We start from the raw sequence: 25,718 nt of genomic DNA on the forward strand, positions 1-25,718 counted from the left end.
TTTGCCACCTGGGCGGCGGCGGACTATCTGGCACGGCGTGCTGAGATGCGGGAGCGTGAAGTGGGTGAGGCGTACAGAGAGAACGTTGGCAACGAGCACGAACTAGGGCGTTGCCGTGTGAAGCGTAAGACCCGTTGGGCGCCCTCAGGCAGGAACAAGGATTGGCGGTGTTAGCCGCTTTCTTTTGCCTACTTTTCTTTGCGGCGGCAAAGAAAAGTAGGTGCCGCCCCGCACAGGGGCAACGCTAGCGAACCAACAACATCACGCGGATGCCAGCGAAAACACCCAAACACCCCACCGCCGCGAGGCAAAAAAAAACGCCAACATCAACCAGCATTAACCCAGTAATCAGCCCGCGCATAAACCTCTTTCAAATAATCAATGAAATACCGCACTTTCGCAGGCACATACCGCTGCTGCGGATACACAGCAAGAATATCGTAATCAGGCAGCGCATATTCATCGAGCACGGTCTCGAGCTCGCCCCTTGCGAGTTGCTGATCGATTTCCCACGTCGAGCGCCAGCCGAGCCCGAGCCCTTCCGACACCCAGCGGTGCAGCAGCTCGCCGTCGTTGCAATCGAGCGTGCCGCCGACACGCACCGTCGTCAGCTTGCCGTTGCGCCGGAAATACCAGCCACGGTTCTGTCCGCCTTGCAGATTGAACGCGAGGCAATTATGCGCAGGCAGATCTTCGAGCGACTTCGGCTTGCCATGCTTGCGGAAATATTCGGGCGTGCCGCACACAACGCGCCGGTTAGTCGCCAGCTTGACAGCAACGAAGTTCGGATCAACGGCACCACCGATGCGGATCGACAGATCGTAGCCCTCACGCACCAGATCGACGACGCGATCAGTCAGATTGAACGACACCTGCAGCTCCGGCTTGTCCTTCAGAAATTCGGGCGCGAGCGGCGCAACATGCTTACGCCCGAAAGCCGCGGGCGCCGACACGATCAGATGCCCGTTGACCGAACGCCGCCCCGCCATCAGTTCGTTTTCCGCCTGATCCCATTCGCTGAGCAGGCCGCGGCAGCGTTCGAGAAACGCCGCGCCCTCTTCGCTGACGACGAGCCTGCGCGTCGAACGGTACATCAGCTTGACGCCAAGGCGCTTTTCGAGCGCGTCGATCCGGCGTCCGAGAATCACCGGCGACACGCCCTCCTCGAGCGCCGCCGACGCCAGGCTGCCCGCATCTGCAACCCGCACGAACGTTTCGATCTGTTTGAAGCGATCCATTTTTGTCTCTCCAGGCCCTGACGACGGGCGTCTCCCGGTCTCGCGCCCCAACAGGCGCCCCACCCGCATTCCATACTTTTTGTTTTGGAATAAGCGACCGTGATCGATCTTATCAAACCTTGGATGCAGTCTTAAAGTGTGCCTAACACCCATCCGCTTTACAGACTTCCAGGAGACATTCATGGCCAAGATGAGAGCCGTCGACGCAGCGGTGCTCGTGCTCGAAAAAGAAGGCATCGACACGGCTTTCGGCGTTCCCGGCGCCGCCATCAACCCGTTCTACTCGGCCATGCGCAAGGCAGGCAACATCAGTCACGTGCTGGCGCGCCACGTCGAAGGCGCATCGCACATGGCGGAAGGCTATACGCGTGCAGCGCCGGGCAACATCGGCGTGTGTATCGGCACGTCGGGCCCCGCCGGCACCGACATGATTACCGGCCTCTATTCCGCCTCCGCCGATTCGATCCCCATTCTCGCGATCACCGGCCAGGCGCCGCGTGCGCGTCTGTACAAGGAAGACTTCCAGGCCGTCGATATCGAATCGATCGCCAAGCCCGTCACGAAATGGGCCGTCACGGTGCGCGAGCCGGCTCTCGTGCCGCGCGTGTTCCAGCAGGCCTTCCATCTGATGCGCTCGGGCCGTCCGGGTCCCGTGCTGGTCGACCTCCCGATCGACGTGCAGCTCGCCGAGATCGAATTCGACATCGATACCTACGAGCCCCTGCCCATCTACAAGCCCGCAGCGACGCGCAAGCAGATCGAAGCCGCGCTCACGCTGCTCAACGATTCCGCCAAGCCGCTGATCGTCTCCGGCGGCGGCGTGTTGAACGCGGCGGCTGAAGACCTGCTCGTGCAGTTTGCTGAAACGATCGGCGTGCCCGTGATCCCGACGCTGATGTCGTGGGGCGCGATTCCCGACGATCACCCGCTGATGGCGGGCATGGTCGGTCTGCAGACGTCGCACCGCTACGGCAACGCGACCATGCTCGCCTCCGACTTCGTGCTCGGCATCGGCAACCGCTGGGCGAACCGTCACACGGGCAGCGTCGAGGTTTACACGAAGGGCCGCAAGTTCGTGCACGTCGATATCGAACCGACGCAGATCGGCCGCGTGTTCGGCCCGGATCTGGGCATTGTGTCCGACGCGAAGCTCGCGCTCGAACTGTTCGTCGAAGTCGCGAAGGAATGGAAGGCTGCGGGCAAGCTGAAGGACCACAGCGCATGGGTCGAGGAATGCCAGGCGCGCAAGCGCACGCTGCAGCGCAAGACGCACTTCGAGAACGTGCCGATCAAGCCGCAGCGCGTGTACGAAGAGATGAACAAGGTGTTCGGCCGCGATACGTGCTACGTGAGCACGATCGGTCTGTCGCAAATCGCCGCCGCGCAGTTCCTGCACGTGTTCAAGGCGCGCAACTGGATCAACTGCGGCCAGGCTGGCCCGCTCGGCTGGACGATTCCGGCAGCGCTGGGCGTGCGCGCCGCCGATCCGCAGCGCCCCATCGTTGCACTGTCGGGTGACTACGACTTCCAGTTCATGATCGAAGAACTGGCCGTGGGCGCGCAGTTCAAGCTGCCGTACGTGCATGTCGTGGTGAACAACTCGTATCTGGGGCTGATTCGCCAGGCGCAGCGCGCGTTCGATATGGACTTCTGCGTGCAGCTCGCGTTCGACAACATCAACGCGCCGGAACTCGAAGGCTATGGCGTCGATCACGTCGCAGTCGCAGAAGGCCTCGGCTGCAAGGCGATCCGCGTGTTCAAGCCCGAAGAGATCAAGCCGGCCCTCGAAAAAGCGCAGTCGATGCTCTCCGAGTACAACGTGCCCGTGATCGTCGAAGTGATTCTCGAACGTGTGACGAACATTTCGATGGGCGCCGAAATCGACGCGATCAACGAGTTCGAAGAACTCGCGGTGAGCCGCGCCGATGCGCCGAGCGCCGTCAGCCTGCTCGACTGATCACGCATCTGCTGTATCCGCCTCATCCGGGCGGGCGCGCTTCGAACCTCAGCGAGGACGAAGCGCCTCCGCCCGCGCCGTGCTGTTCAATTTGACCGACCAGAGAGAAAAAGCAACATGCCGAAATTTGCCGCGAATCTCACGATGCTGTTCAACGAAGTCCCGTTCCTCGACCGCTTCGCAGCGGCCGCCGACGCGGGCTTCGACGCCGTCGAATTTCTGTTCCCGTATCCCTATCAGATCGCTGAGTTGTCCGAGCGCCTCGAACAGAACAAGCTGAAGCTGGTGCTGCACAACCTGCCCGCCGGCAACTGGGAAGCGGGTGAACGCGGGATCGCTTCGCTGCCGGATCGCGTCGGCGAGTTTCAGGAAGGCGTCGGCCGTGCGATCGAATACGCGAAGGCGTTGAAGGTGCCGCAACTGAACTGCCTCGTCGGCATTCCGAAGGGCGTCGATGCCGACAAGGCGCGCGCGACGATCGTCGACAACCTGCGCTTCGCCGCTGCCGCGTTGAAGAAGGAAGGTATCAAGCTGCTCGTCGAGCCGTGCAACTCGTACGACATTCCGGGCTTCGCATTGAACCGCTCGTCGGAAGGACTCGACGTGATTCAGGCCGTCGGCTCCGACAACCTGTTCCTGCAATACGACATCTATCACATGCAACGGATGGAAGGCGAACTCGCCGCGACGATCAAAAAGAACTTCGCGCAGATCGCCCATATCCAGCTCGCCGACAACCCGGGCCGCAACGAGCCGGGCACGGGCGAAATCAACTATCCGTTCCTGTTCGATCTGCTCGATTCAGTCGGCTATCAGGGCTACATCGGCTGCGAGTACAAGCCGCGCACGACGACGGCAGAAGGCCTTGGCTGGCTGGAGAGCGTCGCGGGCGTGAAACGCGCCGGCGTGTCGGCCTGACCTTCGCCGGATCGCAACGACACAAACGAGCACATTTCGAACCTTATTCACTGGAGACTCATTCAATGGCAAAGATCGGTTTCATCGGCCTCGGCATCATGGGCGCGCATATGGCGCGCAATCTCATCAAGGGCGGCCATACGCTGTTCGTCAATGGCGCGTACCCGGTGCCGGAAGATCTCGCCAAAACGACCACGTCGGTCGCTGATTCGACGGCTGTCGCGCAGGCGGCCGACATCGTCGTGATCATGGTGCCCGACACGCCCGACGTCGCAAACGTGCTATTCGCCGATGACGGCGTGGCGAAGGGCCTGACGAAGGGCAAGCTGGTGATCGACATGAGCTCGATCTCGCCGCTCGACACGCAGGCGTTTGCGAAGAAGATCAACGAGCTGGGCTGCGACTATCTCGACGCGCCTGTCTCGGGTGGCGAAATTGGTGCGCGCGACGCGACGCTGACGATCATGGTCGGCGGCCCGCAGAAGTCGTTCGATCTGGCCAAACCGCTGTTCGACCTGATGGGCAAGAACATCTCGCTGATCGGCGACAACGGCGCGGGACAGACCTGCAAGGTGGCAAACCAGATCATCGTTGCGTTGAACATCGAAGCCGTCGCGGAAGCGTTGTTGTTCGCGGCGCGTTCGGGCGCGGATCCGGAGCGTGTACGCAAGGCGCTGATGGGCGGTTTCGCGTCGTCGCGCATTCTCGAAGTGCATGGCGAGCGTATGACGAAGCGCACGTTCAATCCTGGCTTCCGGATCGAGTTGCACCAGAAGGATTTGAACCTCGCGCTCGATGGCGCGCGCAAGCTTGGCATCGCGTTGCCGCATACGGCTAGTGCCCAGCAACTGTTCAGCGTGTGCGCGGCGAACGGCGGCAAGGCATGGGATCACTCGGCGATGGTTCGCGCGCTCGAAATCATGGCGAACTTTGAAGTCGCGCAGGCGCCTGCAGCAGATCAGAAGGCGGCTTGAGCGAGCCTGTCACGCTTTTAACGCAGCAACGGCTGCCGTGATGTCCGTTCATGGCAGCGACAGGTGGGGCGCCTGGTCCGGCGCGCGGCACGCATCGGATTGGGCAAATCATGTCGCTCTGGGCTGAGAGCGGCAAGTGGGGTCCGCAGCGGCACCCGGCGATAACGGGGAAGCCTTGGTCGGTCAGACGTTATCGTCGGGTGTCCTGCTGTGGTTTGGTTTTTGGTTCTTTTTTTTTGTCTGCGACGCTGGTGTGTTTGCTCTGGTTTTCGCTGGCATCCGCGTTTTGCCTTCGTGCTTCAGGCGTTGCCCCTGTGCGGGGCGGCACCTACTTTTCTTTGCCGCCGCAAAGAAAGTAGGCAAAAGAAAGCGGCTCACACCGCCAGTGCTTGTGTTTGCCTGAGGGCCCCCAAAGGTTCTTACACTTCACACGGCAACGCCCTGGTTCGCGCTCGTTGCCAACGTTCTCCCTCTACGTCTCACCCACTTCACGTGCCCGCGTCGCGGCACGCCGCGCCAGATAGTCCTCCGCCGCCCAGGTGGCAAACTGTGTGTCGGCTTTCGCACCATACGCGCTTCACTCCGGACTCGGTAGCAAGGTTGGTGTTTCTGGTAAGAGCACTAACCTGTGTGGCGCGACCACCTACACACAGTTTGCCACCTGGGCGGCACAAACCATTCGCTCCCGCTGGCCTAGGTACGGGTATTCGAAGCGGGTGAGGCGTTCATTCGAAGCGCTGGCAACGGGCAACGAACAACGGGTTACCGTGTGACGTGTGGGGACGTTGGGGGCCCGTGGATAGGAACACGTGCTGGCGGTGTGAGCCGCTTTCTTTTGCCTACTTTTCTTTGCGGCGGCAAAGAAAAGTAGGTGCCGCCCCGCACAGGGGCAACGCTAGCAAACCAGAAGCAAAACGCGGATGCCACCGCAAAACCAAAGCCAACCCACCACCGTCGCAGACAACAAAAAACCTCACCGCCCGAGACTATGATAAAACGCCGCCAGATTAGCAATATCATCCTCAGACAGCGGCTTCGCGACCAACGACATCATGTCATTCTGCCTCGCCCCCGACTTGAAGTCCTTCAACGCCTTAACCAGATAATCCTCATTCTGCCCCGCCAGGTTAGGCGCCTCAGGAATCTTGGCGACCCCATCCATTCCATGACATGCCTGGCACTGCACAGCCTTGGCCCGTCCCTTGGCGACATCGGCTGCATTCGCCGCGCAGGCGAAACCTGCCACAACGAACACAGCCACGATCGAATACCCGAATAAGCGCCTCATTTCGCGTACGAAATCCGATAAATCGCGCCAGCATAATCATCCGACACCAACAAAGACCCATCCTGCAACTGCTGCACATCGACAGGACGTCCCATGTACTCCCCGTTCGGCGTCAACCACCCTTCCGCAAACACCTCGGTCTCCCCGACCGAGCCATCATCCTTGACAGGGGTGAACATGATCCGCGCACCGATCGGCTTCGTCCGGTTCCACGAACCGTGCTCCGCATCAAAGATGCCGCCCTGGTACTTCTCCGGGAACATCTTGCCCGTATAGAACGACATCCCCAGATCCGCCGCGTGCGCAGCGTACTCGACCATCGGGAACACCACACCCGCAGGCGGCGTCTGGTCCTTGTATTCCTCCGTGCGCACATGGCCGCCGCCATACCATGGGAACCCATAGTTCGCGCCCGCCTTCGTCGCGTGATTCAGTTCGCCCGGTGGGATGTCGTCGCCCATGCCGTCCACCTGGTTGTCGGTGAACCATAGCGACTTGTCCTTCGGATTGAAATCGAGGCCCACCGAATTGCGCACACCATGTGCATAGACCTCGCGGTTCTTGCCGTTCTGGTCCATCCGGATGATGCCCGCGAGTCCGTTCTTGTCCAGCTCCGCGAGCTTGTCTTTCGGCGGCACGTTCCACGGCTGGCCGAGCGCGATGTAAAGCTTCTTGTCAGGCCCGACGCGGCAATAACGCGCGCCGTGGTTGAAGCTTTCGAACTGCGTCGGAATCAGCTTGCCTTGTGGCACGACCACTGCGGCGGCCACGTCCGGGCCGCCCTCGCCGAAGAACTGCGCGGCAGGGAACGCCAGCACACGGTTCTGCTCGACGATGTACAGCACGCCATCCGGCGAGAAGCACACGGCGTTGGGCACCTTGAACGTGACGGAACTCGCGAACTGGACGACGTCGTCGGCGACGCGCCGCTTGGTCCGGTCCGTCACCTGCCACACGCGATCCTTGCGCGTGCCGACGAACACCACGCCCGTCGACGGCTCGATCGTCATCGCCCGCGCCTCGGGCACGACGGCATACAGTTCGATCTTGAAGCCCGGCGGCAACTTGATCGCCTTCAGGTTCTCGCGCAGCGCGTCGGCGCGCGTGCCCGTCTGCGGCACCGTTTCGGCCGGCTTCGTGTTGCCCGTGGTCTTGAAGTTCGACAGCGTCTGCACGTTGTCCTGCGCCGCATACGCGGCCGGAAGGACCGCGAGTGCGGCGCCGATGGCGAGTGGCAATAACTTCAGGGATGCGTTCATCGGAGTGTCTCCTGTCATTCTGGTGCGGTTTGTTGAACCTGCAACGACGGATACTGGAAAGACATGAACGGAATTGGTGCAGCGTACGATGGCATCGCAAGCCGTTGCAAGTGCAACGGAACCCGTTTGCGATGGCATCTGAAAGCTTGCCGTGCGTCGGGCTACTGACTGTTATAGACGATGTTCAGCCAAACGTCTGAACGAATGCCTGCTATGCGGCATTCGCAAAGCAGGCTTCCATGCGAGGGAATGTGTACGAGCGACGCGATATATCCGCGAGAAACCATCGCGCCGTCTTGTGAGGCGGCAGGAATCAGTACGTATCGAAGACTTGCTGCAATGCAACCGGCGTCGTGTGACCTGCCGCAAGCGCGAGCATCAGCAGCACGCGTGCCTTGTACGGATTGAGCGCGCCTGCCGTGACGAAGCCGAGTGCATCGTCGGCGGCTGCGCCATTGCGCATCACATGCCCCGAGCCGACACGCGACGACCGCACGATCGCCACGCCTTTCGACGCAGCTTCGGCGAGCGCCGTCTGCACGGTCGCGTGAATCGATCCATTGCCCGTGCCCGCGACGACGATGCCCTTCACGCCCACTGATACGAGCGCGTCGACGGCCACGCGTGATACGCCCGCGTAGCTCGTCACCACTTCGACCATGGGCCATGCCGCGCCGGTCGACTCGATCGCGAACGGTGTCGCGCCCGTATGCGGCCGCACGACGCTGCGCTGAAACTCGACGCGCCCGTCCTGCACCCAGCCCAGCGCGCCGATCTCGGGCGACTGAAACGCATCGACGGCATACGTGCTCGTCTTCACGACGTCGCGCGCGCTGTGAATGCGGTTGTTGAACGCGACCAGCACGCCCTGCCCGCGCGCCTTGGCGCTGCCCGCGACAATCACGGCGTTGAGCAGATTCAGCGGGCCGTCGGCCGACAGCGCCGACGACGGCCGCATCGCCGCCGTCAGCACGACGGGCTTGTCGCTCTTGACGGTCAGATGCAGCAGATAAGCGGTTTCTTCGAGCGTATCGGTGCCGTGCGTGACGACCACGCCGTCGACTTCATCGGAAGCCAGCAACGTGTTGATGCGCTGCGCGAGCACGCTCCACAGCGCGAGCGTCATGTCCTTGCTGTCGACGCTCGCGACCTGCTCGGCCTGCACGTTCGCGACGGCCGCCAGCGACGGCACGGCGGCCAGCAACTGCCCGACGCCGACGACGCCTGCCTGATAACCCGATGTATTGGTCGCGTCGGGCGCCGCGCCCGCGATCGTGCCGCCCGTTGCCAGCACGGCGATGCGCGGCAGCGCGCGCGATGCAGAAGTAGAAGTGTTCATGGCGGCGATTGTAAGCGATGCGCCCGCCGCCGCCATCGATGAAAACGCGAGCCTATGGCGAGCCTAAGCGCGCCACGGGACACGGCGCCATCAGGCCGCTTCGCGCAACTGGCTCGCGATATCCGCTTCGTGCAATTGCGGCGCGAACATCTCGATCAGCCGGTACGCGTAGGCACGCAGGAACGCGCCCTTGCGCAAGCCGATGCGCGTCGTGCTCGCTTCGAACAGATGCTGCGTGTCGAGCGCGACGAGTTCGGTATCGCGCTTCGGATCGAACGCCATCGCAGCGACGATGCCGATGCCCATGCCGAGTTCGACGTAGGTCTTGATCACATCGGCGTCGATGGCCGTCAGCACGACGTCGGGCAGCGCGCCCACCTTCGCGAATGCCTGGTCGATGTGCGAGCGGCCCGTGAAGTCCTGGTCGTACGTGACGATCGGGTATTCGGCGATCTCTTCCAGCGTGATGTTCTCGCGACCCACGAGCGGATGCCCCTTCGGCACGACCACGACGTGATGCCACGAATAGCACGGGAACGTGACGATGTCGGGATAACGGTCGAGCGCTTCCGTCGAGATGCCGATGTCGGCCTCGCCGTTGATGATCATCTGCGCGATCTGCTGCGGGTTGCCCTGGCGAAGCGCGAGATGCACCTTCGGAAAAACCGAAGTGAACTGGCGCACCACCTTCGGCAGCGCGTATCGCGCCTGAGTGTGGGTCGTCGCGACGACGAGGTGGCCGTTGTCCTGATCCGCATACTGGCGCGCGACGCGACGCAGGTTCTCTGCGTCGAGCAGCATGCGTTCGATCAGCTGATGCACCGCCTTGCCCGGCTCCGTCAGCCCCGTCAGACGCTTGCCGCGTCGAATGAAAATATCGACGCCCAGTTCGTCCTCGAGATCCTTGATCTGCTTCGAGACGCCCGACTGCGACGTGTACAGCACGTTCGCGACTTCCGTCAGGTTCATGTTCTGCCGCACGGCTTCGCGCACGAAGCGCAACTGCTGGAAATTCATATCGATGTCTCCGGTTCGGCCAGAGTAAGTTTGTTTTTCAATGCCTGGGTTGACGCGACGTCGTTCAGTCCATCACTCAATGCGCGGGGAACACACGCAACGAACGCGGCACGGCCGTCACGCCGTCGCCGATCGCAAGTTGCAACTCGCGCCACGTTTCGCGGTCGAGTTCCGCTTCGAGCACACGGCCTTCGTGCCCTTCCAGTTCGACACGCACCGAGCCGCCCAGCGTCACCACGCGCCGCACGCCGACGACGATGCCGTCGCGATGTCCCGACGCCTGCGGATACAGCACGAGATCGTGCGGACGTACATAGGCGAACGCCGGGCCCTGAAAGTTCGCTTCGATTGCGATCGGCTGCGCGGCGCCATCGACGACGAAACCCTTGCCGTCGACGCTGCCATGCAGCCGGTTCGCCGCACCAAGAAACTCGTAGACGAACGAGGTCTGCGGATGATCGTAGACATCTTGCGGGCTGCCCACCTGCTCGACGTGCCCGTGATTCAGCACGACGATGCGGTCCGCCACTTCCAGCGCTTCTTCCTGGTCATGCGTGACGAAGATCGTCGAGATATGCAGGTCGTCGTGCAAACGGCGCAGCCAGCTGCGCAGTTCCTTGCGCACTTTCGCGTCCAGCGCGCCGAACGGTTCGTCGAGCAGCAGCACTTTCGGCTCGACGGCGAGCGCACGCGCCAGCGCGATACGCTGCCGCTGACCGCCCGACAGCTCCGACGGGTAGCGCTGCGCGAGCCAGTCGAGCTGCACGAGCTTCAGCAACTCATGCACTTTCTCGCGGATCACGGCTTCCGACGGGCGCTCCTTGCGCGGCTTCACGCGCAGGCCGAACGCGACGTTCTCGAACACCGTCATGTGACGGAACAGCGCGTAATGCTGGAACACGAAGCCGACGTTGCGCTCGCGCGCGCCCACTTCCGCGACGTCCTGACCTTGCAGCACGACCTGGCCCGCGTCGGCGTATTCGAGGCCCGCGATCACGCGCAGCAAGGTGGTCTTGCCACAGCCCGAGGGTCCAAGCAGCGCGACGAGTTCGCCCGGCGGAAAATCGAGCGAGACGTTGTCGAGCGCGGTGAAATCGCCAAAGCGCTTTTGCAGATTGCGTACGGTGATGCCCATCTTTGACAACTCTCCTTACTGGACCGATTGTGCGGCGGTATTCGTCGACTGGGTGGACGGCTTGCTCACGGGACCGGCATGGGCGGGCACATCGCGCGCGCTCGCCAGTTCTGCCGACATGTGACGCTCGGCGAGCAGCTTCAGGCCTAGCGTGACAAGTGCGAGCAATGCGAGCACCGACGCCACGGCGAAGGCCGCCGAAAAGTTATATTCGTTGTAGAGAATCTCGACGTGCAGCGGCATCGTGTCCGTCTGGCCGCGAATATGGCCCGACACGACGGATACCGCACCGAACTCGCCCATCGCGCGCGCATTGCACAGAATCACGCCATACAGCAGGCCCCATTTGACGTTCGGCAGCGTGACGCGCCGGAAGATCTGCCAGCCCGACGCGCCGAGCACGTGCGCCGCTTCTTCTTCATCGTTGCCTTGCGCCTGCATCAGCGGAATCAGCTCGCGCGCAACGAACGGGAACGTGACGAAGATCGTCGCGAGCACGATGCCGGGGACTGCGAAGATGATCTGCACGTTGTGATCGGCGAGCCACGGTCCGAACCAGCCTTGCGCGCCGAACATCAGCACGTAGATCAGGCCGGAGATCACGGGCGACACCGAGAACGGCAGATCGATCAGCGTCGTCAGCAACGCCTTGCCGCGAAACTCGAACTTGGCGATACACCACGACGCGGCAAGACCGAACACCAGATTCAGCGGCACGGCAATCGCCGCCGTCAGCAGCGTCAGCTTGATCGCCGAGACGGCATCGGGATCCGCGAGCGACTCGAAATAGAACGCAACGCCCTTGCTCAACGCCTGATAGAACACGGCGACCAGAGGCAACGCGAGGAACAGCGCGAGAAACAGCAGCGCGATGCCCGTCAGAATCCAGCGCACGACGCGCGGCTCCGTCACCGGATCGGGTCGGCGCGCGGCGTTGGCGTTGCCCGCGCCCGAGCGGGATAGCAACACGGAATCCTGGCTCATTGCGCACCTCCCGTCAGCGCGGCCGACGACACGACCGGCACGGAAGGCGCCGTGCGGCCACGGGTCGTGCGCCGCTGCAGATACCACTGCAGCGTGTTGATCAGCAGCAGCATCAGGAACGACACCACCAGCATCACGACAGCCAGCGCCGTCGCGCCCGCGTAATCGTATTGCTCCAGCTTCGTGATGATCAGTAAAGACGTGATCTCCGACTTCATCGGCACGTTGCCGGCGATGAAGATCACCGAGCCGTATTCGCCCAACGCACGCGCGAACGCCAGTGCGAAACCCGTCAGCAGCGCGGGAAACACCGACGGAAACACGACGCGCCGGAACGTCAGCCAGCGCGACGCGCCCAGGCACGCGGCCGCCTCTTCCTGCTCGCGCTCGAACTCCTCGAGCACGGGCTGCACGGTCCGCACGACGAATGGCAGGCCGATGAAGGTCAGCGCGACCAGCACGCCCGCCGGCGTGAACGCGATCTTGATGCCGAGCGGTTCGAGAAACTGGCCGACCCAGCCATTGCCCGAATAGATCGCCGCGAGCGAGATGCCCGCCACCGATGTAGGCAGCGCGAACGGCAGATCGACGACGGCATCGACGATGCGCTTGAACGGAAACTCGTAGCGCACCAACACCCACGCGACGAGAAAGCCGAACACCGCGTTGATCAGCGCGCCGCCGAGCGCCGAGAAGAACGTCAGCCGGTACGACGCGAGCACGCGCGGCGACGTGACGGCGCGCACGAACTGGCTCCAGTCGAGCGTAGCCGTCTTGAGAAAAGTGGCCGCGAGCGGAATCAGCACCACGAGGCTCAGATACGCCAGCGTGATGCCGAGTGTCAGGCCGAAGCCGGGTATCGCGCTCGGCTTGCGAAAGGTCAACGTCGTCATGCGAAAGCTCTTTCAGGTTTTATGCGTTGCAACGCGTGCCGTCGCACCATTGCCGAAAGCGCGCCCGAGGGCGCGCCTTTGTTCAAACATGGCCGCTGCGTGGTTTCACTGCGGCTGGTAGATCGAATCGAACACACCGCCATCGGCAAAGTGCGTCTTCTGCGCGTTCGTCCAGCCGCCGAACGAGTCGTCGACCGTGTACAGCTTCAACTTCGGAAACTTCTCGGTCAGCGTGGCCGGCACCTTGTTCGAACGCGGACGGTAGAAGTTCTTCGCGGCGATCTCCTGGCCTTCCTCGCTATAAAGGAAGTTCAGATATGCGTCGGCGAGCTTGCGCGAGCCGTGCTTGTCGACCACCTTGTCCACCACGGCGACGGGCGGCTCGGCCAGAATGCTCGCCGACGGCACCACGATCTCGAACTTGTCGGTGCCGAATTCCTTCACCGACAGGAACGCCTCGTTTTCCCATGCGATCAGCACATCGCCGATGCCACGCTGAACGAAGCTCGTCGTCGCGCCACGCGCGCCGGAGTCGAGCACGCCTGCGTTCTTATATAGCTTCGACACGAATTCCTTCGCCTTCTGGTCGTTGCCGCCCGGCAGATGCGCCGCGTACGCCCACGCCGCCAGATAGTTCCAGCGCGCGCCGCCCGAGGTCTTCGGGTTCGGCGTCACGATCGACACGCCCGGCTTCACCAGATCGTCCCAGTCCTTGATGTGCTTCGGGTTGCCCTTGCGCACGAGGAACACGATCGTCGACGTGTACGGCGACGCGTTGTCGGGCAGGCGCTTCTGCCAGTTCTTGTCGATCAGGCCCTTGTTGGCGAGTGCATCGATGTCGTAAGCGAGCGCAAGCGTCACGACGTCGGCCTGCAGGCCGTCGAGCACCGAACGCGCCTGCGCGCCCGAGCCGCCGTGCGACTGCTTGAAGGTGACCGACTCGCCCGTCTTCGCCTTCCATTCCTTGCCGAAGACCTGATTGACGTCCTGGTACAACTCGCGGGTCGGATCGTAAGAAACGTTGAGCAGCGTCGTATCCGCATGCGCCTGCGCGATCATCCCGACCGCCGACGCTGCGCCCAACGCGAGCGCCGCGACCAGTCGCTTCGCGCTGCTGCGCCTTGCCTTCTGTGCTCCTGCCAACCCCGTGATCCGAATGCCCATCGACCTTCTCCGTCTTGTTGGTGTGACTGCCTGTTTTCCGCTGATTGCCGCGTTTCGCTGCTGCGCAAGCGGCAAGCGCCTCTGCCGCTGCGCGGGCGTTGCTGCTGCATCAATGGAGGCCAGTCTATCCGGGCGGCTTCATCATTAAAAATAATGTTTCTTCATTTTTTAATACGCAATAGTGGTAAAGGAATGGTTTGCGTCCGTGCACGCGTTCTTTAGGCCGTTACAGCGTCGGCTTTCGACGTTCACACGACACCCGGCGCGACGAACTTAAAGTAAAGCTTGAAATGCGCCGAATACTGTATAAAAATACAGTCACCTGTCTATCCATACAGTGGCGCCATGACCAAACTCACCGCACGTCAGCAGCAGGTTTTCGAACTGATCCGCCGCGCCATCGAGCGCACGGGCTTCCCGCCCACGCGGGCCGAGATTGCCGCCGAGCTCGGTTTCAGCTCCGCCAATTCGGCGGAAGAACACCTGAGGGCGCTGGCGCGCAAAGGCGTGATCGAGCTGGCGGCGGGCGCGTCGCGCGGCATCCGTCTGCTTGCGGGCCAGGACGATTCCCCGCACCAGTTCACGCTGCCGCACGCGAGCATCATGCAGTTGTCACTGCCGCTCGTAGGTCGCGTGGCAGCCGGTAGCCCGATCCTCGCGCAAGAACATATCTCGCAGACATACACGTGCGACCCGTCGCTGTTCTCGAGCAAGCCCGACTACCTGTTGAAGGTGCGCGGCCTGTCGATGCGCGACGCGGGCATCTTCGACGGCGATCTGCTGGCCGTACAGAAGAAGAGCGAAGCGAAAGATGGCCAGATCATCATCGCGCGTCTGGGTGACGACGTGACTGTGAAGCGCCTGAAGCGCCGGCCCAACGGTATCGAGCTGATCGCCGAGAACCCCGATTACGAAAACATTTTTGTTCAGGCCGGCAGCGCGGAGTTCGCGCTGGAAGGCATCGCGGTCGGGCTGATCCGGCCGACTGAATTCTAATTAGCTGAACACTGTCTGGAGAGACTCATGGAACGCCTTGCCCGCTTGCTGCCCTTTCGCCAGTTCGGTCGTCTGCGCCATCTGCGCGAGCTTGTCCCTTGTGGTTCGCTGACGGCGCTTGCGTCGAACGTCGCGGGCCGCACGGCATCGCTGTTCGATGAAGAACCCCAGGCGCTGCCATCCGCGCAGCCGGCGTTTGCGCGCGTGTCGCTGAACTCGGGCCTCAATGCGGAACCGGCGCGGCGCGCACCCGTGCGGGTCTATCACGGGTCGTCGCGGCTCATCATGGTCGGCACGGTGGACGCCGTCTGCAATATGATCGATCGCGCGATTGCCGAGCAAGGCGATCAGCTGGCCCAACAGGCGGCGTGAGCGCGCCGCATGCGCTTGATATCGACGTCCGGAAACGCTTGCTTGCAAACTCGTGGGATCGTTTCAGTGCCGATCGGGTCCACACCTGATCGACATTGAAAACGGAGCGTTCTGCACAATGGCAGGTCTGGTAAAGATGAAAGGCCGGGTGGGTCGGCCACTTCTGATCGCGTTGATCGTGATCGTCGTCGTGGCTGCACTGGGTTATGCGTACGCATCGCCGTATATCGCACTTGACCGGCTCAAACGCGCCGCCGATTCCCGCGATGTCGACACGGTCAATGCGTACGTCGATTACCCGGCGCTGCGCGACAGCCTCAAGTTACAGGTCACGGGATTGCTGACGCGCCGGCTCGACGTGCAACACAACGGCAATCCGCTTGCCGCCATCGGCGCGATGATCGGTGTTGCATTGATAGGCCCGCTCGTCGATGCCTATGCGACGCCGGATGGTGTCGCCGCGTTGCTCAACGGCATTCCACCACGCGGCGAACCGGGCGAGCGCCCGCCTCCGCCGCCCGCTGCGCCAGCAGACAATCCGGCGCCCAATTCGCCACAAACGCCTGCGCCTGCGCCTGCGTCGAGCCAGGCTAACGCCAACGGCAACACGCCGCCTCAACCGCCGCAAACCACGGCGGGCTACCGCGGTGTCAATGAATTCGTCGTGACTTATCAGCACGGCGTCGGCGACACGCGCTATGCAGCGATCTTCCTTCGCCAGGGACTCTTTACCTGGAAGCTGTCAGCCGTGGATTTGAACGGCTGACGCTTCTTCACGCCACGTGCGCCGACGGCGGCTGCGTCACGCAGCCGCCTGTTCCTCTTCAGCCGCCGACGAGCACGCAACCAGAATGCTGCACGAGACGCGGTCAAGCAGCGGCGTATTGCCCGCGCCCATCCACCAGCGCGACAGCCCCGTGCGGCAGCGATGCCCGACCACCACGAGATCGGCGTGCAATTCATTCGCAAGCGAGGCAATTTCGTCGATGGGATGCCCGAACGCGAAATGCCCCGTCGCCTTCACGCCACGTTCCGTGAGCCAGTCGACGCCTTCCTGCAGGATTTCACGCGCGGTCTTTTCGAAGCTGCCGCACGCGACGTCCGTCAACAGGCCCGCGCTTTGCGCGATGCTCGAACGCATGTCGACGACCGACAGCAAATGCGTTTCCGCGCCGAGATCGAGCGCCAGATTCGCGCCGCAACGCAATGCCTTGCGGCCTTCACGCGAGCCGTCGTAGCACAGCAGAATCTTGTTGTAGCTCGCCATTTTGCTTCCCCCCATGCCCGCGACTATCGCGGTCTCATCTGAATCATGGTGCGCCGCAATTCGACATGCAAGGGATGGAAAACGCTAAGTGCGGTGGCCCGCGCAGTCCGGCATGACGCGCTGCAAGATCGTGCACCCGATCCGCCAGCGATACGCATCCATGCGCCAAACGCGGCACGCACGATGCCCTAAAATAGGCAGCCGCATGGCGCTTTGCACCCGCTTTGCACCGCGCTGTGTACCCGACAAGCACCTATTCAGGGAGCATCCGTCCACGTATGTCCGAAGCTGCAATCGAATTTCATCAGGTCGAGAAGCGCTATGGCGGGAAGACTGTCGTCGACGGCTTGTCGTTTCATGTGCGCGCGGGCGAATGTTTCGGACTGCTCGGTCCCAATGGCGCCGGCAAGACCACGACGCTGCGCATGCTGCTCGGCATCGCGGCGCCCGATGCGGGCAGCATCCGTCTGTGCGGCGAACCGATTCCAGTCCGCTCGCGCTTTGCGCGGGCGCGCGTCGGCGTCGTGCCGCAGTTCGACAATCTCGATCCCGATTTCACCGTCCGCGAAAACCTGCTGGTGTTCGGCCGCTACTTCGGCCTGTCCGCCGCGCAGTGTCGCGCGATGGCGCCGACGCTGCTCGAATTCGCGCGCCTCGAAAGCAAGGCCGATGCGCGCGTCAGCGAACTGTCGGGCGGGATGAGACGGCGGCTCACGCTCGCGCGCGCGCTCATCAACGATCCCGACGTGCTCATCATGGACGAGCCGACCACCGGCCTCGATCCGCAGGCGCGCCATCTGATCTGGGAGCGGCTACGCTCGCTGCTCGCGCGCGGCAAGACGATTCTGCTGACCACGCACTTCATGGAAGAAGCCGAGCGTCTGTGTCACCGGCTGTGCGTGATCGAGGAAGGACGCAAGATCGCGGAAGGCGCGCCGAATGAATTGATCGCTTCGGAAATAGGCTGCGACGTCATCGAAGTGTACGGCCCCGATCCCGTCACGCTGCGCGACGAACTGGCGCCGCTCTCGGTGCGCACCGAGATCAGCGGCGAAACGCTCTTCTGTTATGTCGACGACCCGCAACCCGTTCACGCGCGGCTGAAGCAGCGCGTGGGGCTGCGCTATCTGCACCGGCCGGCGAATCTCGAAGACGTGTTCCTGCGCCTGACCGGGCGCGAAATGCAGGACTGACGAGCACACACTCATTCGCCAACGACATCCAGGCGCACAGCACACATGGACTTACGCACTTACGACACCCCCGAACACGCCGCGGCACGCGAGCGCTTCGCCGCGCTGCCCGCGAACGCCGTCAACTGGATCGCCGTCTGGCGGCGCAACTATCTGGTGTGGCGCAAGCTCGCGCTCGCGTCGATGTTCGGCAATCTCGCCGATCCGATGATTTATCTGTTCGGACTCGGCTTCGGCCTCGGGCTGATGGTCGGACATGTCGACGGAGTCTCGTACATCTCGTTCCTTGCGGCGGGCACAGTGGCGTCGAGCGTGATGATGTCGGCGAGCTTCGAGTCGACGTATTCGGGCTTTTCTCGGATGCACGTGCAGCGCACCTGGGAAGCGATCATGCACACGCCGCTCACACTCGGCGACATCGTGCTCGGCGAGGTCGTGTGGGCGGGCAGCAAGGCCGTGCTGTCGGGCGCCGCCATCATGGTCGTGGCGGGCGCGCTCGGCTATGCGAGCTTTCCGTCGATGCTCATCGCGCTGCCCGTCATCGTGCTGGCGGGGCTGGCGTTTGCGAGCACGGCGATGATCGTGACGGCGCTCGCGCCCTCGTACGATTTCTTCATGTTCTATCAGACGCTGGTGCTCACGCCGATGCTGCTGCTCTCGGGCGTGTTCTTTCCGCTGTCGCAATTGCCGCCCGCTGCGCAATTCGCCGCGCAACTGCTGCCGCTTGCGCACACCGTCGACCTGATCCGCCCGGCGCTGCTCGACCGTCCGATGAGCGACGCGGCGCTACATGTGGCCGTACTGGCCGCCTATGTGGTGGTGCCGTTCTGCGTATCGGCGGTGCTGTTTCGCCGCCGCATGATGCGCTGAGGGCGCCGCGCGCAGGTTCCTGCGCGGCGGCGCCCTCAAGCAGATTGAATCAGATCACTCTTCGTCGTCCGACCACGGCACGTCGACGTCCGAGATGAACTCGACCGTCGCGAACGGCCCGCCTTCCTGCCGGCCGATCTTGCCGTCCGCGCGATGCCATTCGACGCGGAACATCGTGCCGGGATCGTCGGAGCGCAAACGGATCGTGCGCAACTCTTCCGGGTCGGCTTCCTCGACGGGGCCATCGAGCGAAACGAGCAGCGCCTGCGGCCACATACCTTCGACGGGATCGTAAATGCGGTCGCCGTCGGGAATCGACGTATGCGCTTCGACGCCGATCGTCGCCGATGCGTCGATGATCATCTTGCCCAATGCGCGCAGCACGGCTGTCGCGCGCGCCGAATTGGCCTGACGGATAGCGAGATCCCCACGCGTCAGCGCCTGTTCGAGTTTCGGATTGGTCTTTTGTTGGGCCATGCGATGTCCTGAATTAACTGGTTGGCGCTTGCACGCCGTTTTGTGCAGCTGAATGATTCGTCCTGTCTTGCGCCGCGTTGGCAGCATGAACGGGCGCCATCGTAGCATTTGCGTCCGTCCGCCTGCGTCTTGCAGTGCAACAAGGCAGCGTCCATGCAACCAGGCGATGCATCGCGATCGCGCGCTTGCCTCCCCAGTGTAGGACGAGATTCGCCGCCGCGACGCCGCGTTTTGATTACGGACGCTTGCTCAGAAGCCGAGCGCCACGGCCAGCAGCCCGGCCAGCACGCCGAACGCGACCACGCCGACGGCCACGACGGTCAGCACGCGCGGCCGGAACGAGCGCGCGAGCATCGCGAGCGACGGCACGCTGATGGGCGGCAGCGTCATCAGCAGCGCGCCCGCGGGGCCGACGCCCATGCCGAGCGACAGCATTGCCTGAATGATGGGCACCTCGCCTGCCGTCGGGATCACGAACAGCATGCCCGCAACGGCCAGCGCGACGATCCATACGATTTCGTTGCCGATCTCTGGCCCGACTTGCGGAAAGAGCCACGCGCGCGCTGCGCCGAGCAGCAGGACCAGCACGATGTATTCCGGCACGAGGCGCACGGCCATCCGCGCGAAGATCGATAGCCAGCGCGCGAACGGGTTGCCGTCACGCTGCTCGCCGACCAGTTCGACGAGGCGCGCATCGGCCGCCTGCGCTTCTGTGGGCGTGACGAGCCGGTTCGCCAGATAGCCGAGGCCGAACACCATCGCGATGCCGAGCACGAGCCGCAGCCCCGCCCAATGCCAGCCGAGCACGAAACCCATGAACACGAGCGTCGCGGGATTGAGCACCGAATTGCCGAGCCAGAACGCGATGGCGCCACCCGGCGAAGCCTGGCGCGCGCGCAGTCCGGCGACGACGGGCGCCGCGCAGCAGGTGCACATCATGCCCGGCAGCGCCAGCAGGCCGCCCGCCGCGACGCTGCCAAAGCCCGTCTTGCCGAGCAGCCGCGCCACCCAGTGCGCGGGCAGCAGCGCCTGCACGGCCGAACCGAGCAGCAGGCCGAGCAACATCGCCTGCCAGATTGCCTTGCCGTACGCGAGCGCGTAGGCCAGCGCCGCGCTCCACGACGGCGCAGGCGGGCTCGACGCCTTGCCCATCAGGATCGACGCGCCGATCGAATGCGTCGAGGCCGCCGTAAACGCGCGGTTGTAATACGGAAACCATTTGACGTAGAAAAGTCCCGCGATAGCGAGCAGCACGAAAATCGGCCAGGTCGAAGCGGCGGACGAAGGAGTGGGACGCGTGGCGTTCATCGTCGTGGGGGTCGGTCGTTGTGTTGTTGATTACGATTGCCGCTCGTGCGGCAGGTGCGGATTCGCGCGCCGTCGGGCGCCCGCATCGGTGCGCGGCAACGGTCCACTCTACACGGATCGAACGAGATCGTAAAAAGTGGGGGCGTAAGCGGCGCGACTGCTGGGTCTGGGTCGCGCGATCGTGCGATTGGGTGCGGGTGCGCCCGTGCGAACCCTTGCCGCCAGCGCGAACCGCGACATGGACGTCGCGGCGCGCGGCGTGCCGCTCAAGGCGCGGGGTTCGGCTGCAGTTCGTGCAGCGCGTCGATTTCGGCAAGCGCTTCCGCCGACAGCTTCACATTGGCGCTCGCGATGTTCTCTTTCAGCTGATCGAGCGAGGTCGCGCCGATCAGATTGCTGGTCAGGAACGGCCGGCTGTTGACGAACGCAAGCGCGAACTGCGCGGGCGACAGACCGTGGCGCTTCGCCAGCTCGACGTAACGGGTCGTTGCCTGCACGGATTGAGGCTTGCTGTAGCGCTGGAAGCGCTCGAACAGCGTGATGCGCGCACCCGCAGGACGCGCGCCGCCTTCGTACTTGCCCGACAGCCAGCCGAACGCGAGCGGCGAATACGCGAGCAGCCCGACATGCTCGCGATGCGAGAACTCGGACAGCCCCGCTTCGAACGTGCGGTTCAGCAGGCTGTACGGATTCTGGATCGACACGATGCGCGGCAAGCCGAGCTTCTCCGACGCGCGCAGAAATTGCGCGACGCCCCAGGGCGTTTCGTTCGACACGCCGATATGGCGCACCTTCCCTTCCTTTACGAAATCCGCGAGCACGCTGAGCGTTTCTTCGATCGGCACGGTGTACGCGTCGTCGATCCATGGATACGCCGGGCGGCCGAACGTCATCGTGCTGCGATCGGGCCAGTGCAACTGGTACAGATCGACGTAGTCCGTTTGCAGACGCTTGAGACTGCCGTTCAGCGCCTCCGTGAGGTTCTTGCGGTCATACTGGTTGCCCTCGCCGCGAATGTGACGCGGGTTGTGCGGCTGACGCGCAGGACCTGCGATCTTCGTCGCGAGCACGATCTTCTCGCGCATACTGCGATGCTGTGCGATCCACGTGCCGATGTAGCGTTCCGTCAAGCCCTGCGTTTCCGGGCGCGGCGGCACCGGGTACATCTCGGCGGCGTCGATCAGCGTGACGCCCTGAGCGAGCGCGTAATCGATCTGTTCGTGCGCGTCGCGCTCCGTGTTCTGCTCGCCCCACGTCATCGTGCCGAGACCGATCAGGCTGACCTTCACATCTGTTTCGCCGAGTCTGCGGTATTCCATCGCCTGGTTCCTGTTCGTGTTCTTGCGGGTGATAAATCGGTAAAAAGCGAAATTACCATGTCCGCGCGAACCGCGTGCGTGGCTAGAATGTCGGCTGGCCGCGCCGCGACCTGGTCCGACACATGGCCGGTTTCGATGCGCTTACAACGTTCGGAGAATCATGTCGATGTCAGATGCGCCGTCCACGTCATCCGCTCCTTCGAACGGACGGCAGTCGCTGATCGTGACGCTCGTGGCCGCGGCGTTTTTCATGGAGAACCTCGACGGCACGATCATCGCGACCGCGCTGCCGCAAATGGCGCAGTCGTTCAACGTGCATGCCGTCGATCTGTCGATCGGCATCACGTCGTATCTGCTGACGCTCGCCGTGTTCATTCCAATCAGCGGCTGGGCCGCCGACCGCTTCGGCGTGCGCAATGTGTTCACGGCGGCGCTGGCGGTGTTCACGGCGTCGTCGGTTGCATGCGGGATGACGAACGGGCTCGTCGAGTTCACGGCGGCGCGCATCGTGCAGGGCATCGGCGGCGCGATGATGGTGCCCGTCGGACGCCTCGCCGTCCTGCGCGCGACGCCCAAGGACGGCCTGATGCGCGCGATCTCGATCATCACGTGGCCCGGACTCGTCGCGCCCGTCATCGGACCGCCGCTCGGCGGCTTCATCACGACGTACTCGTCGTGGCGCTGGATCTTCTATCTGAACGTGCCGCTTGGGATGCTCGGCATCGTGCTCGCGTGGCGCTTCATCGCCGCGGAAGGCGAATCGCAGAAGCGTCCGTTCGATGGCATCGGCTTCGCGCTGTGTGGTATCGCAGGCACGGCGATCATGTACGCGATGGAACTGCTCGGCCGCTCGGACGCGCCGTGGCGCGAAGCGCTCGCGTTCCTCGCAGCAGGACTCGCTGCGGGCATCGGCGCCCTCTTTCATCTGCGCCGCAGCGCGCATCCCGTGGTCGATCTGACGGCGTTTCGCATCAAGACGTTTGCTGTCGCGATGGGCGGCGGCTCGCTGTTTCGCGTATCGATCAGCGCTGTGCCGTTTCTGCTGCCGCTGATGTTCCAGCTCGGCTTCGGCATGAACGCGTTCCATTCGGGGCTGCTGACGCTGATCGTGTTCGCCGGCAACCTGTCGATGAAGCTCGTGACGACGCCTGTGATGCGGCGCTTCGGCTTTCGTCCCGTATTGCTCGTGAATGGCGCGCTCGCCGCGCTCAGCATTGCGGCGATGAGTCTGCTGACGGCTTCGACGCCGCTCGTGCCGATGGCCGTCGTGCTGTTTGCGAGCGGCCTGTCGCGCTCGTTGCAGTTCACGGCCGTCAATACACTCGCGTTCGCCGATGTGCCGAAGCCGCAGATGAGCGGCGCATCGACGTTATCGAGCACACTCTCGCAAATGACGATGGGCATGGGCGTCGCACTCGGCGCGATCGCGCTGCGGCTCGCGGCGTGGTTGCACGGGCACGAAACGCAATCTGTGACGCCGGCCGATTTCAGCATTGCCTTCCTGCTGGTAGCGGCTGTCGGTCTGGTGGCGATCATCGATGTGTTCGGGCTCGAGCGCGATGCGGGCGCGCATGTGAGCGGGCATCATGGGCGGAAACGGGCTTAACTATCTGGCGCTGGATGTGTGGACTTGAAATGAATGTCGAACAGTTTGAATTGCTCGTGACGCGCACGATGCCCTACGGCAAATACAAAGGGCGCGTGATCGCCGATCTGCCGGGACATTATCTGAACTGGTTTGCGCGTGAAGGATTTCCGCCTGGCGAGATCGGCAGGCTGCTCGCGTTGATGCACGAGATCGATCACAACGGCTTGAAGGACATGCTGAAGCCGTTACGGAAAGGATGAATCTGCGTTTGACCTGATGCGCTGCCGTTCGACACTTCGAACGACAGCGCATCGCATATCACGGACGCCAAAACAAAAACGGCATTGCGATTTCTCGCAATGCCGTTTCTGAATTCTCTGGGGTGGCTGATGGGACTCGAACCCACGACGACAGGAATCACAATCCAGCCGTCGATTTCGCTCGCCGCCCCGCCATTGTTGGACATGACTAACCGGTCGTCGGAACAAATATAGCAGATCGCCCCACGATTTCATGCGGGTTTCAAGAGACCCGTTCCGAAATTCGGGGCTGGAAAACGCATCCGCTATACTGTATAAACGTACAGTGTTTTTGACGACTTATGCGCCTCACCCCGACCGACTTTCCGACCGTCAGCGACAACGAATTGAGGGATCTGTGGCGTCGACACCAGGACGCCGACGTGCGCCGCCTGATCCTCGAGGTGCATCGCGCCCGCGCCGTTATCCGGCAGGCTCACGCCGACGCGCTGGACGCCCAGCTGGCGATGTGGAACAAGCGGGACGGCGACCTGAAGGCGCAGCTGCAGGCCGTCATCGACGCGATGCTCGCGGAGAAAATCAGGCTGGGAGCGATGGGCGGAAGCCTGCCGAAGGGTTAGATCGAAGAGAGCGCGAGCTGCGTGTTCCTGTAGCCGTCTTCGTATAGCCGCTGGCGCGTGGCGTACGGCATGTTGCGGTCGAACGAACTCGCATAACCGGTCGGCACACGCACGATCGTCGCCCCGCTCCGTTGGTCCAGATCCACGTGCGCCGTCTCGTTTGCTGCCAGCATCAGGTCAATGATCCGTGGCGCGAGCGTGCTCAAGCCGTACGTGCCCGGTTTGAGCGCCGTGTCGTCCGACACCAGATAGATGCCCAGCCGTGGCACCTCGTCGACCGTCAGATCGCTCACCGGCACATTGTCGGCCGTGCCACCGTCGACGAGGAGCGCGCCGGCGGCGCTGACAGGCGGAAAGACAATTGGGATCGACGCGCTCGCCCGCGCCGCCACCGCAATCGGCACCGTTGGCGTGGTCTGACGCGAGAACTGGAATTCTTTCTCCGTCAGCAGATCGGCCGCGACGATCTTCAGGTCGAGTTCGAGGTCCGCGAACGTCTTGCCGCCGCTCCCGTCCTTCAGAAACGCTTCGAGCGCCTTACCCGTGCAAAGCGCCTGAAAGCGCAGCACCGCCCAGGGCGAGAATCGCATCATCGGCGACCAGTCCATCCGCATGCATAACTGGTGCATGTCGTCGAGACGCATACCGCCCGCATACATCGCTGCGACGATCGATCCGCCCGAGGTGCCTGCGAGCTCGATGATTTCGTAGCCGGCGTCGACGATCGCCTGCAGCGCGCCAAGGTGCGCGCCGAGGCGAAAGCCGGACCCGCTTAATGCCACGCGGATCCGTCTGCTCATGACGCAATGACCGCCGCGCTAGCCGCCGCTGGTGCCGAGGCCGGAGCCGGTGCAGCTGGCGTTGTGGTCGACGTCGCCGGCTGCAACGCAATCGCCGTATTGACCGCGAGCGTTGCCACATCGATAGCTGCGTTCGCGCTGTTCTTCATCTGCTGCTGCAGGTTCGAAGCATTCACGAGCGTTTTCAGCAACGGCAATCCCACGTCGACGAGCGCCTGCAGGTTCGGCTTGGTAACCGTTACGCCCGACGCGCAGACTTTATTGAGTGCGGGCTTGAAGTCGTTGTTGAGCGTGTTCAGCGCGCCACCAGTGAACACGCCGTCGTCCGTCATGATCTGGACGACCGTATTGGCATCAGCGCAGACGAGCGCGGTCGCCTGTTGGAAGGAAAGTGTCGGAGTCGTGGCCGGACAGCCCGCGAGCAGCGTTAGGGACGCGGCGAGGCCTGCCGCAAGCAGCATACGTAGTCGTTTCATGTGGGT

At 63.2% G+C, this 25,718-nt stretch carries 26 protein-coding genes; 11 read left to right on the forward strand and 15 right to left on the reverse strand.

What is annotated here, in order from left to right; all coding sequences use genetic code 11:
- Positions 1 to 326: 326 nt before the first annotated feature.
- Complete coding sequence (locus PPGU16_RS08685) at positions 327 to 1,238, reverse strand: LysR family transcriptional regulator (protein ID WP_180719623.1); 912 nt, start codon at positions 1,236 to 1,238, stop codon at positions 327 to 329.
- A gap of 181 nt (positions 1,239 to 1,419) precedes the next feature.
- On the opposite strand from PPGU16_RS08685, the gene gcl reads away from it, so the two are divergent.
- From gcl to PPGU16_RS08700, 3 genes are all read left to right on the forward strand, one after another.
- On the forward strand, positions 1,420 to 3,195 hold the full coding sequence (gene gcl / locus PPGU16_RS08690; RefSeq protein ID WP_180719624.1) for a glyoxylate carboligase: 1,776 nt from the start codon (positions 1,420 to 1,422) through the stop codon (positions 3,193 to 3,195).
- Between the two features lie 117 nt (positions 3,196 to 3,312).
- Positions 3,313 to 4,113 carry a hydroxypyruvate isomerase gene (gene hyi, locus PPGU16_RS08695; protein ID WP_180719625.1) on the forward strand — a complete coding sequence of 267 codons (801 nt, stop codon included), beginning with the start codon at positions 3,313 to 3,315 and terminating at the stop codon, positions 4,111 to 4,113.
- Between the two features lie 65 nt (positions 4,114 to 4,178).
- Entirely contained in the window at positions 4,179 to 5,087 is a 909-nt protein-coding gene (locus PPGU16_RS08700; protein ID WP_042310176.1) for a 2-hydroxy-3-oxopropionate reductase, read from the forward strand.
- Between the two features lie 973 nt (positions 5,088 to 6,060).
- Here PPGU16_RS08700 and PPGU16_RS08705 read toward each other — a convergent pair.
- The 8 genes from PPGU16_RS08705 to PPGU16_RS08740 all read right to left on the reverse strand — a co-directional run bounded on the left by PPGU16_RS08705 (position 6,061) and on the right by PPGU16_RS08740 (position 14,166).
- Positions 6,061 to 6,348, reverse strand: coding sequence for a c-type cytochrome (locus tag PPGU16_RS08705; protein ID WP_405032220.1), 288 nt, complete (start codon positions 6,346 to 6,348; stop codon positions 6,061 to 6,063).
- A 23-nt stretch (positions 6,349 to 6,371) separates the two neighbouring features.
- Positions 6,372 to 7,634, reverse strand: coding sequence for a PQQ-dependent sugar dehydrogenase (locus tag PPGU16_RS08710; protein ID WP_180719627.1), 1,263 nt, complete (start codon positions 7,632 to 7,634; stop codon positions 6,372 to 6,374).
- Between the two features lie 313 nt (positions 7,635 to 7,947).
- Entirely contained in the window at positions 7,948 to 9,009 is a 1,062-nt protein-coding gene (locus PPGU16_RS08715; RefSeq protein ID WP_180719628.1) for an asparaginase, read from the reverse strand.
- A gap of 54 nt (positions 9,010 to 9,063) precedes the next feature.
- On the reverse strand, positions 9,064 to 9,990 hold the full coding sequence (locus PPGU16_RS08720) for a CysB family HTH-type transcriptional regulator (RefSeq protein ID WP_042310150.1): 927 nt from the start codon (positions 9,988 to 9,990) through the stop codon (positions 9,064 to 9,066).
- 76 nt (positions 9,991 to 10,066) lie between these two features.
- Positions 10,067 to 11,125, reverse strand: coding sequence for a sulfate/molybdate ABC transporter ATP-binding protein (locus PPGU16_RS08725; RefSeq protein WP_180719629.1), 1,059 nt, complete (start codon positions 11,123 to 11,125; stop codon positions 10,067 to 10,069).
- Positions 11,126 to 11,140: 15 nt separating this feature from the next.
- Positions 11,141 to 12,109: a sulfate ABC transporter permease subunit CysW gene (gene cysW / locus PPGU16_RS08730; RefSeq protein WP_180719630.1), complete on the reverse strand. Its 969-nt coding sequence runs from the start codon at positions 12,107 to 12,109 to the stop codon at positions 11,141 to 11,143.
- Positions 12,106 to 13,002 carry a sulfate ABC transporter permease subunit CysT gene (gene cysT / locus PPGU16_RS08735; RefSeq protein ID WP_180719631.1) on the reverse strand — a complete coding sequence of 299 codons (897 nt, stop codon included), beginning with the start codon at positions 13,000 to 13,002 and terminating at the stop codon, positions 12,106 to 12,108. The genes cysW and cysT overlap by 4 nt, the downstream gene beginning before the upstream one ends.
- Before the next feature lie 105 nt (positions 13,003 to 13,107).
- Positions 13,108 to 14,166, reverse strand: a complete 1,059-nt coding sequence (locus PPGU16_RS08740; protein ID WP_180719632.1) for a sulfate ABC transporter substrate-binding protein — start codon at positions 14,164 to 14,166, stop codon at positions 13,108 to 13,110.
- A 345-nt stretch (positions 14,167 to 14,511) separates the two neighbouring features.
- Here PPGU16_RS08740 and lexA point away from each other — a divergent pair, with 345 nt between their 5' ends.
- The 3 genes from lexA (at position 14,512) to PPGU16_RS08755 (ending at position 16,300) form a co-directional block, all read left to right on the forward strand.
- Complete coding sequence (gene lexA / locus PPGU16_RS08745) at positions 14,512 to 15,162, forward strand: transcriptional repressor LexA (protein WP_007587989.1); 651 nt, start codon at positions 14,512 to 14,514, stop codon at positions 15,160 to 15,162.
- 27 nt (positions 15,163 to 15,189) lie between these two features.
- Positions 15,190 to 15,534, forward strand: coding sequence for a hypothetical protein (locus PPGU16_RS08750; RefSeq protein ID WP_180719633.1), 345 nt, complete (start codon positions 15,190 to 15,192; stop codon positions 15,532 to 15,534).
- A 118-nt stretch (positions 15,535 to 15,652) separates the two neighbouring features.
- Positions 15,653 to 16,300 (forward strand): DUF2939 domain-containing protein, encoded by a 648-nt coding sequence (locus PPGU16_RS08755; RefSeq protein ID WP_180719634.1) that lies wholly within the window; start codon positions 15,653 to 15,655, stop codon positions 16,298 to 16,300.
- Between the two features lie 36 nt (positions 16,301 to 16,336).
- Here the strand turns inward: PPGU16_RS08755 and PPGU16_RS08760 are convergent, their stop codons facing one another.
- On the reverse strand, positions 16,337 to 16,801 hold the full coding sequence (locus PPGU16_RS08760) for a universal stress protein (RefSeq protein ID WP_036004912.1): 465 nt from the start codon (positions 16,799 to 16,801) through the stop codon (positions 16,337 to 16,339).
- 278 nt (positions 16,802 to 17,079) lie between these two features.
- Between PPGU16_RS08760 and nodI the strand changes: the two genes are divergently transcribed.
- Positions 17,080 to 17,994, forward strand: coding sequence for a nodulation factor ABC transporter ATP-binding protein NodI (gene nodI, locus PPGU16_RS08765; RefSeq protein ID WP_180719635.1), 915 nt, complete (start codon positions 17,080 to 17,082; stop codon positions 17,992 to 17,994).
- 45 nt (positions 17,995 to 18,039) lie between these two features.
- Positions 18,040 to 18,864 (forward strand): ABC transporter permease, encoded by an 825-nt coding sequence (locus tag PPGU16_RS08770; RefSeq protein ID WP_180719636.1) that lies wholly within the window; start codon positions 18,040 to 18,042, stop codon positions 18,862 to 18,864.
- Between the two features lie 54 nt (positions 18,865 to 18,918).
- Here the strand turns inward: PPGU16_RS08770 and PPGU16_RS08775 are convergent, their stop codons facing one another.
- The 3 genes from PPGU16_RS08775 to PPGU16_RS08785 form a co-directional block, all read right to left on the reverse strand.
- Entirely contained in the window at positions 18,919 to 19,341 is a 423-nt protein-coding gene (locus tag PPGU16_RS08775; RefSeq protein WP_180719637.1) for a hypothetical protein, read from the reverse strand.
- A 249-nt stretch (positions 19,342 to 19,590) separates the two neighbouring features.
- Positions 19,591 to 20,649, reverse strand: a complete 1,059-nt coding sequence (locus PPGU16_RS08780; protein WP_180719638.1) for a permease — start codon at positions 20,647 to 20,649, stop codon at positions 19,591 to 19,593.
- 266 nt (positions 20,650 to 20,915) lie between these two features.
- Positions 20,916 to 21,968, reverse strand: a complete 1,053-nt coding sequence (locus PPGU16_RS08785) for an NADP(H)-dependent aldo-keto reductase (protein WP_180719639.1) — start codon at positions 21,966 to 21,968, stop codon at positions 20,916 to 20,918.
- Positions 21,969 to 22,128: 160 nt separating this feature from the next.
- On the opposite strand from PPGU16_RS08785, the gene PPGU16_RS08790 reads away from it, so the two are divergent.
- The 3 genes from PPGU16_RS08790 to PPGU16_RS08800 all read left to right on the forward strand — a co-directional run bounded on the left by PPGU16_RS08790 (position 22,129) and on the right by PPGU16_RS08800 (position 24,436).
- Positions 22,129 to 23,574 (forward strand): MFS transporter, encoded by a 1,446-nt coding sequence (locus tag PPGU16_RS08790; protein WP_180719640.1) that lies wholly within the window; start codon positions 22,129 to 22,131, stop codon positions 23,572 to 23,574.
- A 29-nt stretch (positions 23,575 to 23,603) separates the two neighbouring features.
- Positions 23,604 to 23,816, forward strand: coding sequence for a DUF3820 family protein (locus PPGU16_RS08795; protein ID WP_180719641.1), 213 nt, complete (start codon positions 23,604 to 23,606; stop codon positions 23,814 to 23,816).
- A gap of 341 nt (positions 23,817 to 24,157) precedes the next feature.
- Entirely contained in the window at positions 24,158 to 24,436 is a 279-nt protein-coding gene (locus tag PPGU16_RS08800; protein ID WP_180719642.1) for a hypothetical protein, read from the forward strand.
- Here the strand turns inward: PPGU16_RS08800 and PPGU16_RS43050 are convergent.
- Together PPGU16_RS43050 and PPGU16_RS08810 are read right to left on the reverse strand one after the other, a co-directional pair.
- Positions 24,433 to 25,236 (reverse strand): patatin-like phospholipase family protein, encoded by an 804-nt coding sequence (locus PPGU16_RS43050; RefSeq protein WP_180719643.1) that lies wholly within the window; start codon positions 25,234 to 25,236, stop codon positions 24,433 to 24,435. The genes PPGU16_RS08800 and PPGU16_RS43050 overlap by 4 nt on opposite strands.
- Positions 25,233 to 25,712: a hypothetical protein gene (locus PPGU16_RS08810; RefSeq protein ID WP_180719644.1), complete on the reverse strand. Its 480-nt coding sequence runs from the start codon at positions 25,710 to 25,712 to the stop codon at positions 25,233 to 25,235. Before PPGU16_RS08810 ends, PPGU16_RS43050 begins: the two co-directional genes overlap by 4 nt.
- Positions 25,713 to 25,718 lie beyond the last annotated feature (6 nt).

Source organism: Paraburkholderia largidicola (genome assembly GCF_013426895.1).
Lineage (GTDB): Bacteria > Pseudomonadota > Gammaproteobacteria > Burkholderiales > Burkholderiaceae > Paraburkholderia > Paraburkholderia largidicola.

What these genes read in the sequence shown, in the direction of transcription:
- PPGU16_RS08685 (WP_180719623.1), bottom strand. Translation starts at nt 1,238, where the DNA reads ATGGATCGCTTCAAACAGATCGAAACGTTCGTGCGGGTTGCAGATGCG.
- gcl (WP_180719624.1), top strand. Translation starts at nt 1,420, where the DNA reads ATGGCCAAGATGAGAGCCGTCGACGCAGCGGTGCTCGTGCTCGAAAAA.
- hyi (WP_180719625.1), top strand. Translation starts at nt 3,313, where the DNA reads ATGCCGAAATTTGCCGCGAATCTCACGATGCTGTTCAACGAAGTCCCG.
- PPGU16_RS08700 (WP_042310176.1), top strand. Translation starts at nt 4,179, where the DNA reads ATGGCAAAGATCGGTTTCATCGGCCTCGGCATCATGGGCGCGCATATG.
- PPGU16_RS08710 (WP_180719627.1), bottom strand. Translation starts at nt 7,634, where the DNA reads ATGAACGCATCCCTGAAGTTATTGCCACTCGCCATCGGCGCCGCACTC.
- PPGU16_RS08715 (WP_180719628.1), bottom strand. Translation starts at nt 9,009, where the DNA reads ATGGCGGCGGCGGGCGCATCGCTTACAATCGCCGCCATGAACACTTCT.
- PPGU16_RS08720 (WP_042310150.1), bottom strand. Translation starts at nt 9,990, where the DNA reads ATGAATTTCCAGCAGTTGCGCTTCGTGCGCGAAGCCGTGCGGCAGAAC.
- PPGU16_RS08725 (WP_180719629.1), bottom strand. Translation starts at nt 11,125, where the DNA reads ATGGGCATCACCGTACGCAATCTGCAAAAGCGCTTTGGCGATTTCACC.
- cysW (WP_180719630.1), bottom strand. Translation starts at nt 12,109, where the DNA reads ATGAGCCAGGATTCCGTGTTGCTATCCCGCTCGGGCGCGGGCAACGCC.
- cysT (WP_180719631.1), bottom strand. Translation starts at nt 13,002, where the DNA reads ATGACGACGTTGACCTTTCGCAAGCCGAGCGCGATACCCGGCTTCGGC.
- PPGU16_RS08740 (WP_180719632.1), bottom strand. Translation starts at nt 14,166, where the DNA reads ATGGGCATTCGGATCACGGGGTTGGCAGGAGCACAGAAGGCAAGGCGC.
- lexA (WP_007587989.1), top strand. Translation starts at nt 14,512, where the DNA reads ATGACCAAACTCACCGCACGTCAGCAGCAGGTTTTCGAACTGATCCGC.
- PPGU16_RS08750 (WP_180719633.1), top strand. Translation starts at nt 15,190, where the DNA reads ATGGAACGCCTTGCCCGCTTGCTGCCCTTTCGCCAGTTCGGTCGTCTG.
- PPGU16_RS08755 (WP_180719634.1), top strand. Translation starts at nt 15,653, where the DNA reads ATGGCAGGTCTGGTAAAGATGAAAGGCCGGGTGGGTCGGCCACTTCTG.
- PPGU16_RS08760 (WP_036004912.1), bottom strand. Translation starts at nt 16,801, where the DNA reads ATGGCGAGCTACAACAAGATTCTGCTGTGCTACGACGGCTCGCGTGAA.
- nodI (WP_180719635.1), top strand. Translation starts at nt 17,080, where the DNA reads ATGTCCGAAGCTGCAATCGAATTTCATCAGGTCGAGAAGCGCTATGGC.
- PPGU16_RS08770 (WP_180719636.1), top strand. Translation starts at nt 18,040, where the DNA reads ATGGACTTACGCACTTACGACACCCCCGAACACGCCGCGGCACGCGAG.
- PPGU16_RS08775 (WP_180719637.1), bottom strand. Translation starts at nt 19,341, where the DNA reads ATGGCCCAACAAAAGACCAATCCGAAACTCGAACAGGCGCTGACGCGT.
- PPGU16_RS08780 (WP_180719638.1), bottom strand. Translation starts at nt 20,649, where the DNA reads ATGAACGCCACGCGTCCCACTCCTTCGTCCGCCGCTTCGACCTGGCCG.
- PPGU16_RS08785 (WP_180719639.1), bottom strand. Translation starts at nt 21,968, where the DNA reads ATGGAATACCGCAGACTCGGCGAAACAGATGTGAAGGTCAGCCTGATC.
- PPGU16_RS08790 (WP_180719640.1), top strand. Translation starts at nt 22,129, where the DNA reads ATGTCGATGTCAGATGCGCCGTCCACGTCATCCGCTCCTTCGAACGGA.
- PPGU16_RS08795 (WP_180719641.1), top strand. Translation starts at nt 23,604, where the DNA reads ATGAATGTCGAACAGTTTGAATTGCTCGTGACGCGCACGATGCCCTAC.
- PPGU16_RS08800 (WP_180719642.1), top strand. Translation starts at nt 24,158, where the DNA reads ATGCGCCTCACCCCGACCGACTTTCCGACCGTCAGCGACAACGAATTG.
- PPGU16_RS43050 (WP_180719643.1), bottom strand. Translation starts at nt 25,236, where the DNA reads ATGAGCAGACGGATCCGCGTGGCATTAAGCGGGTCCGGCTTTCGCCTC.
- PPGU16_RS08810 (WP_180719644.1), bottom strand. Translation starts at nt 25,712, where the DNA reads ATGAAACGACTACGTATGCTGCTTGCGGCAGGCCTCGCCGCGTCCCTA.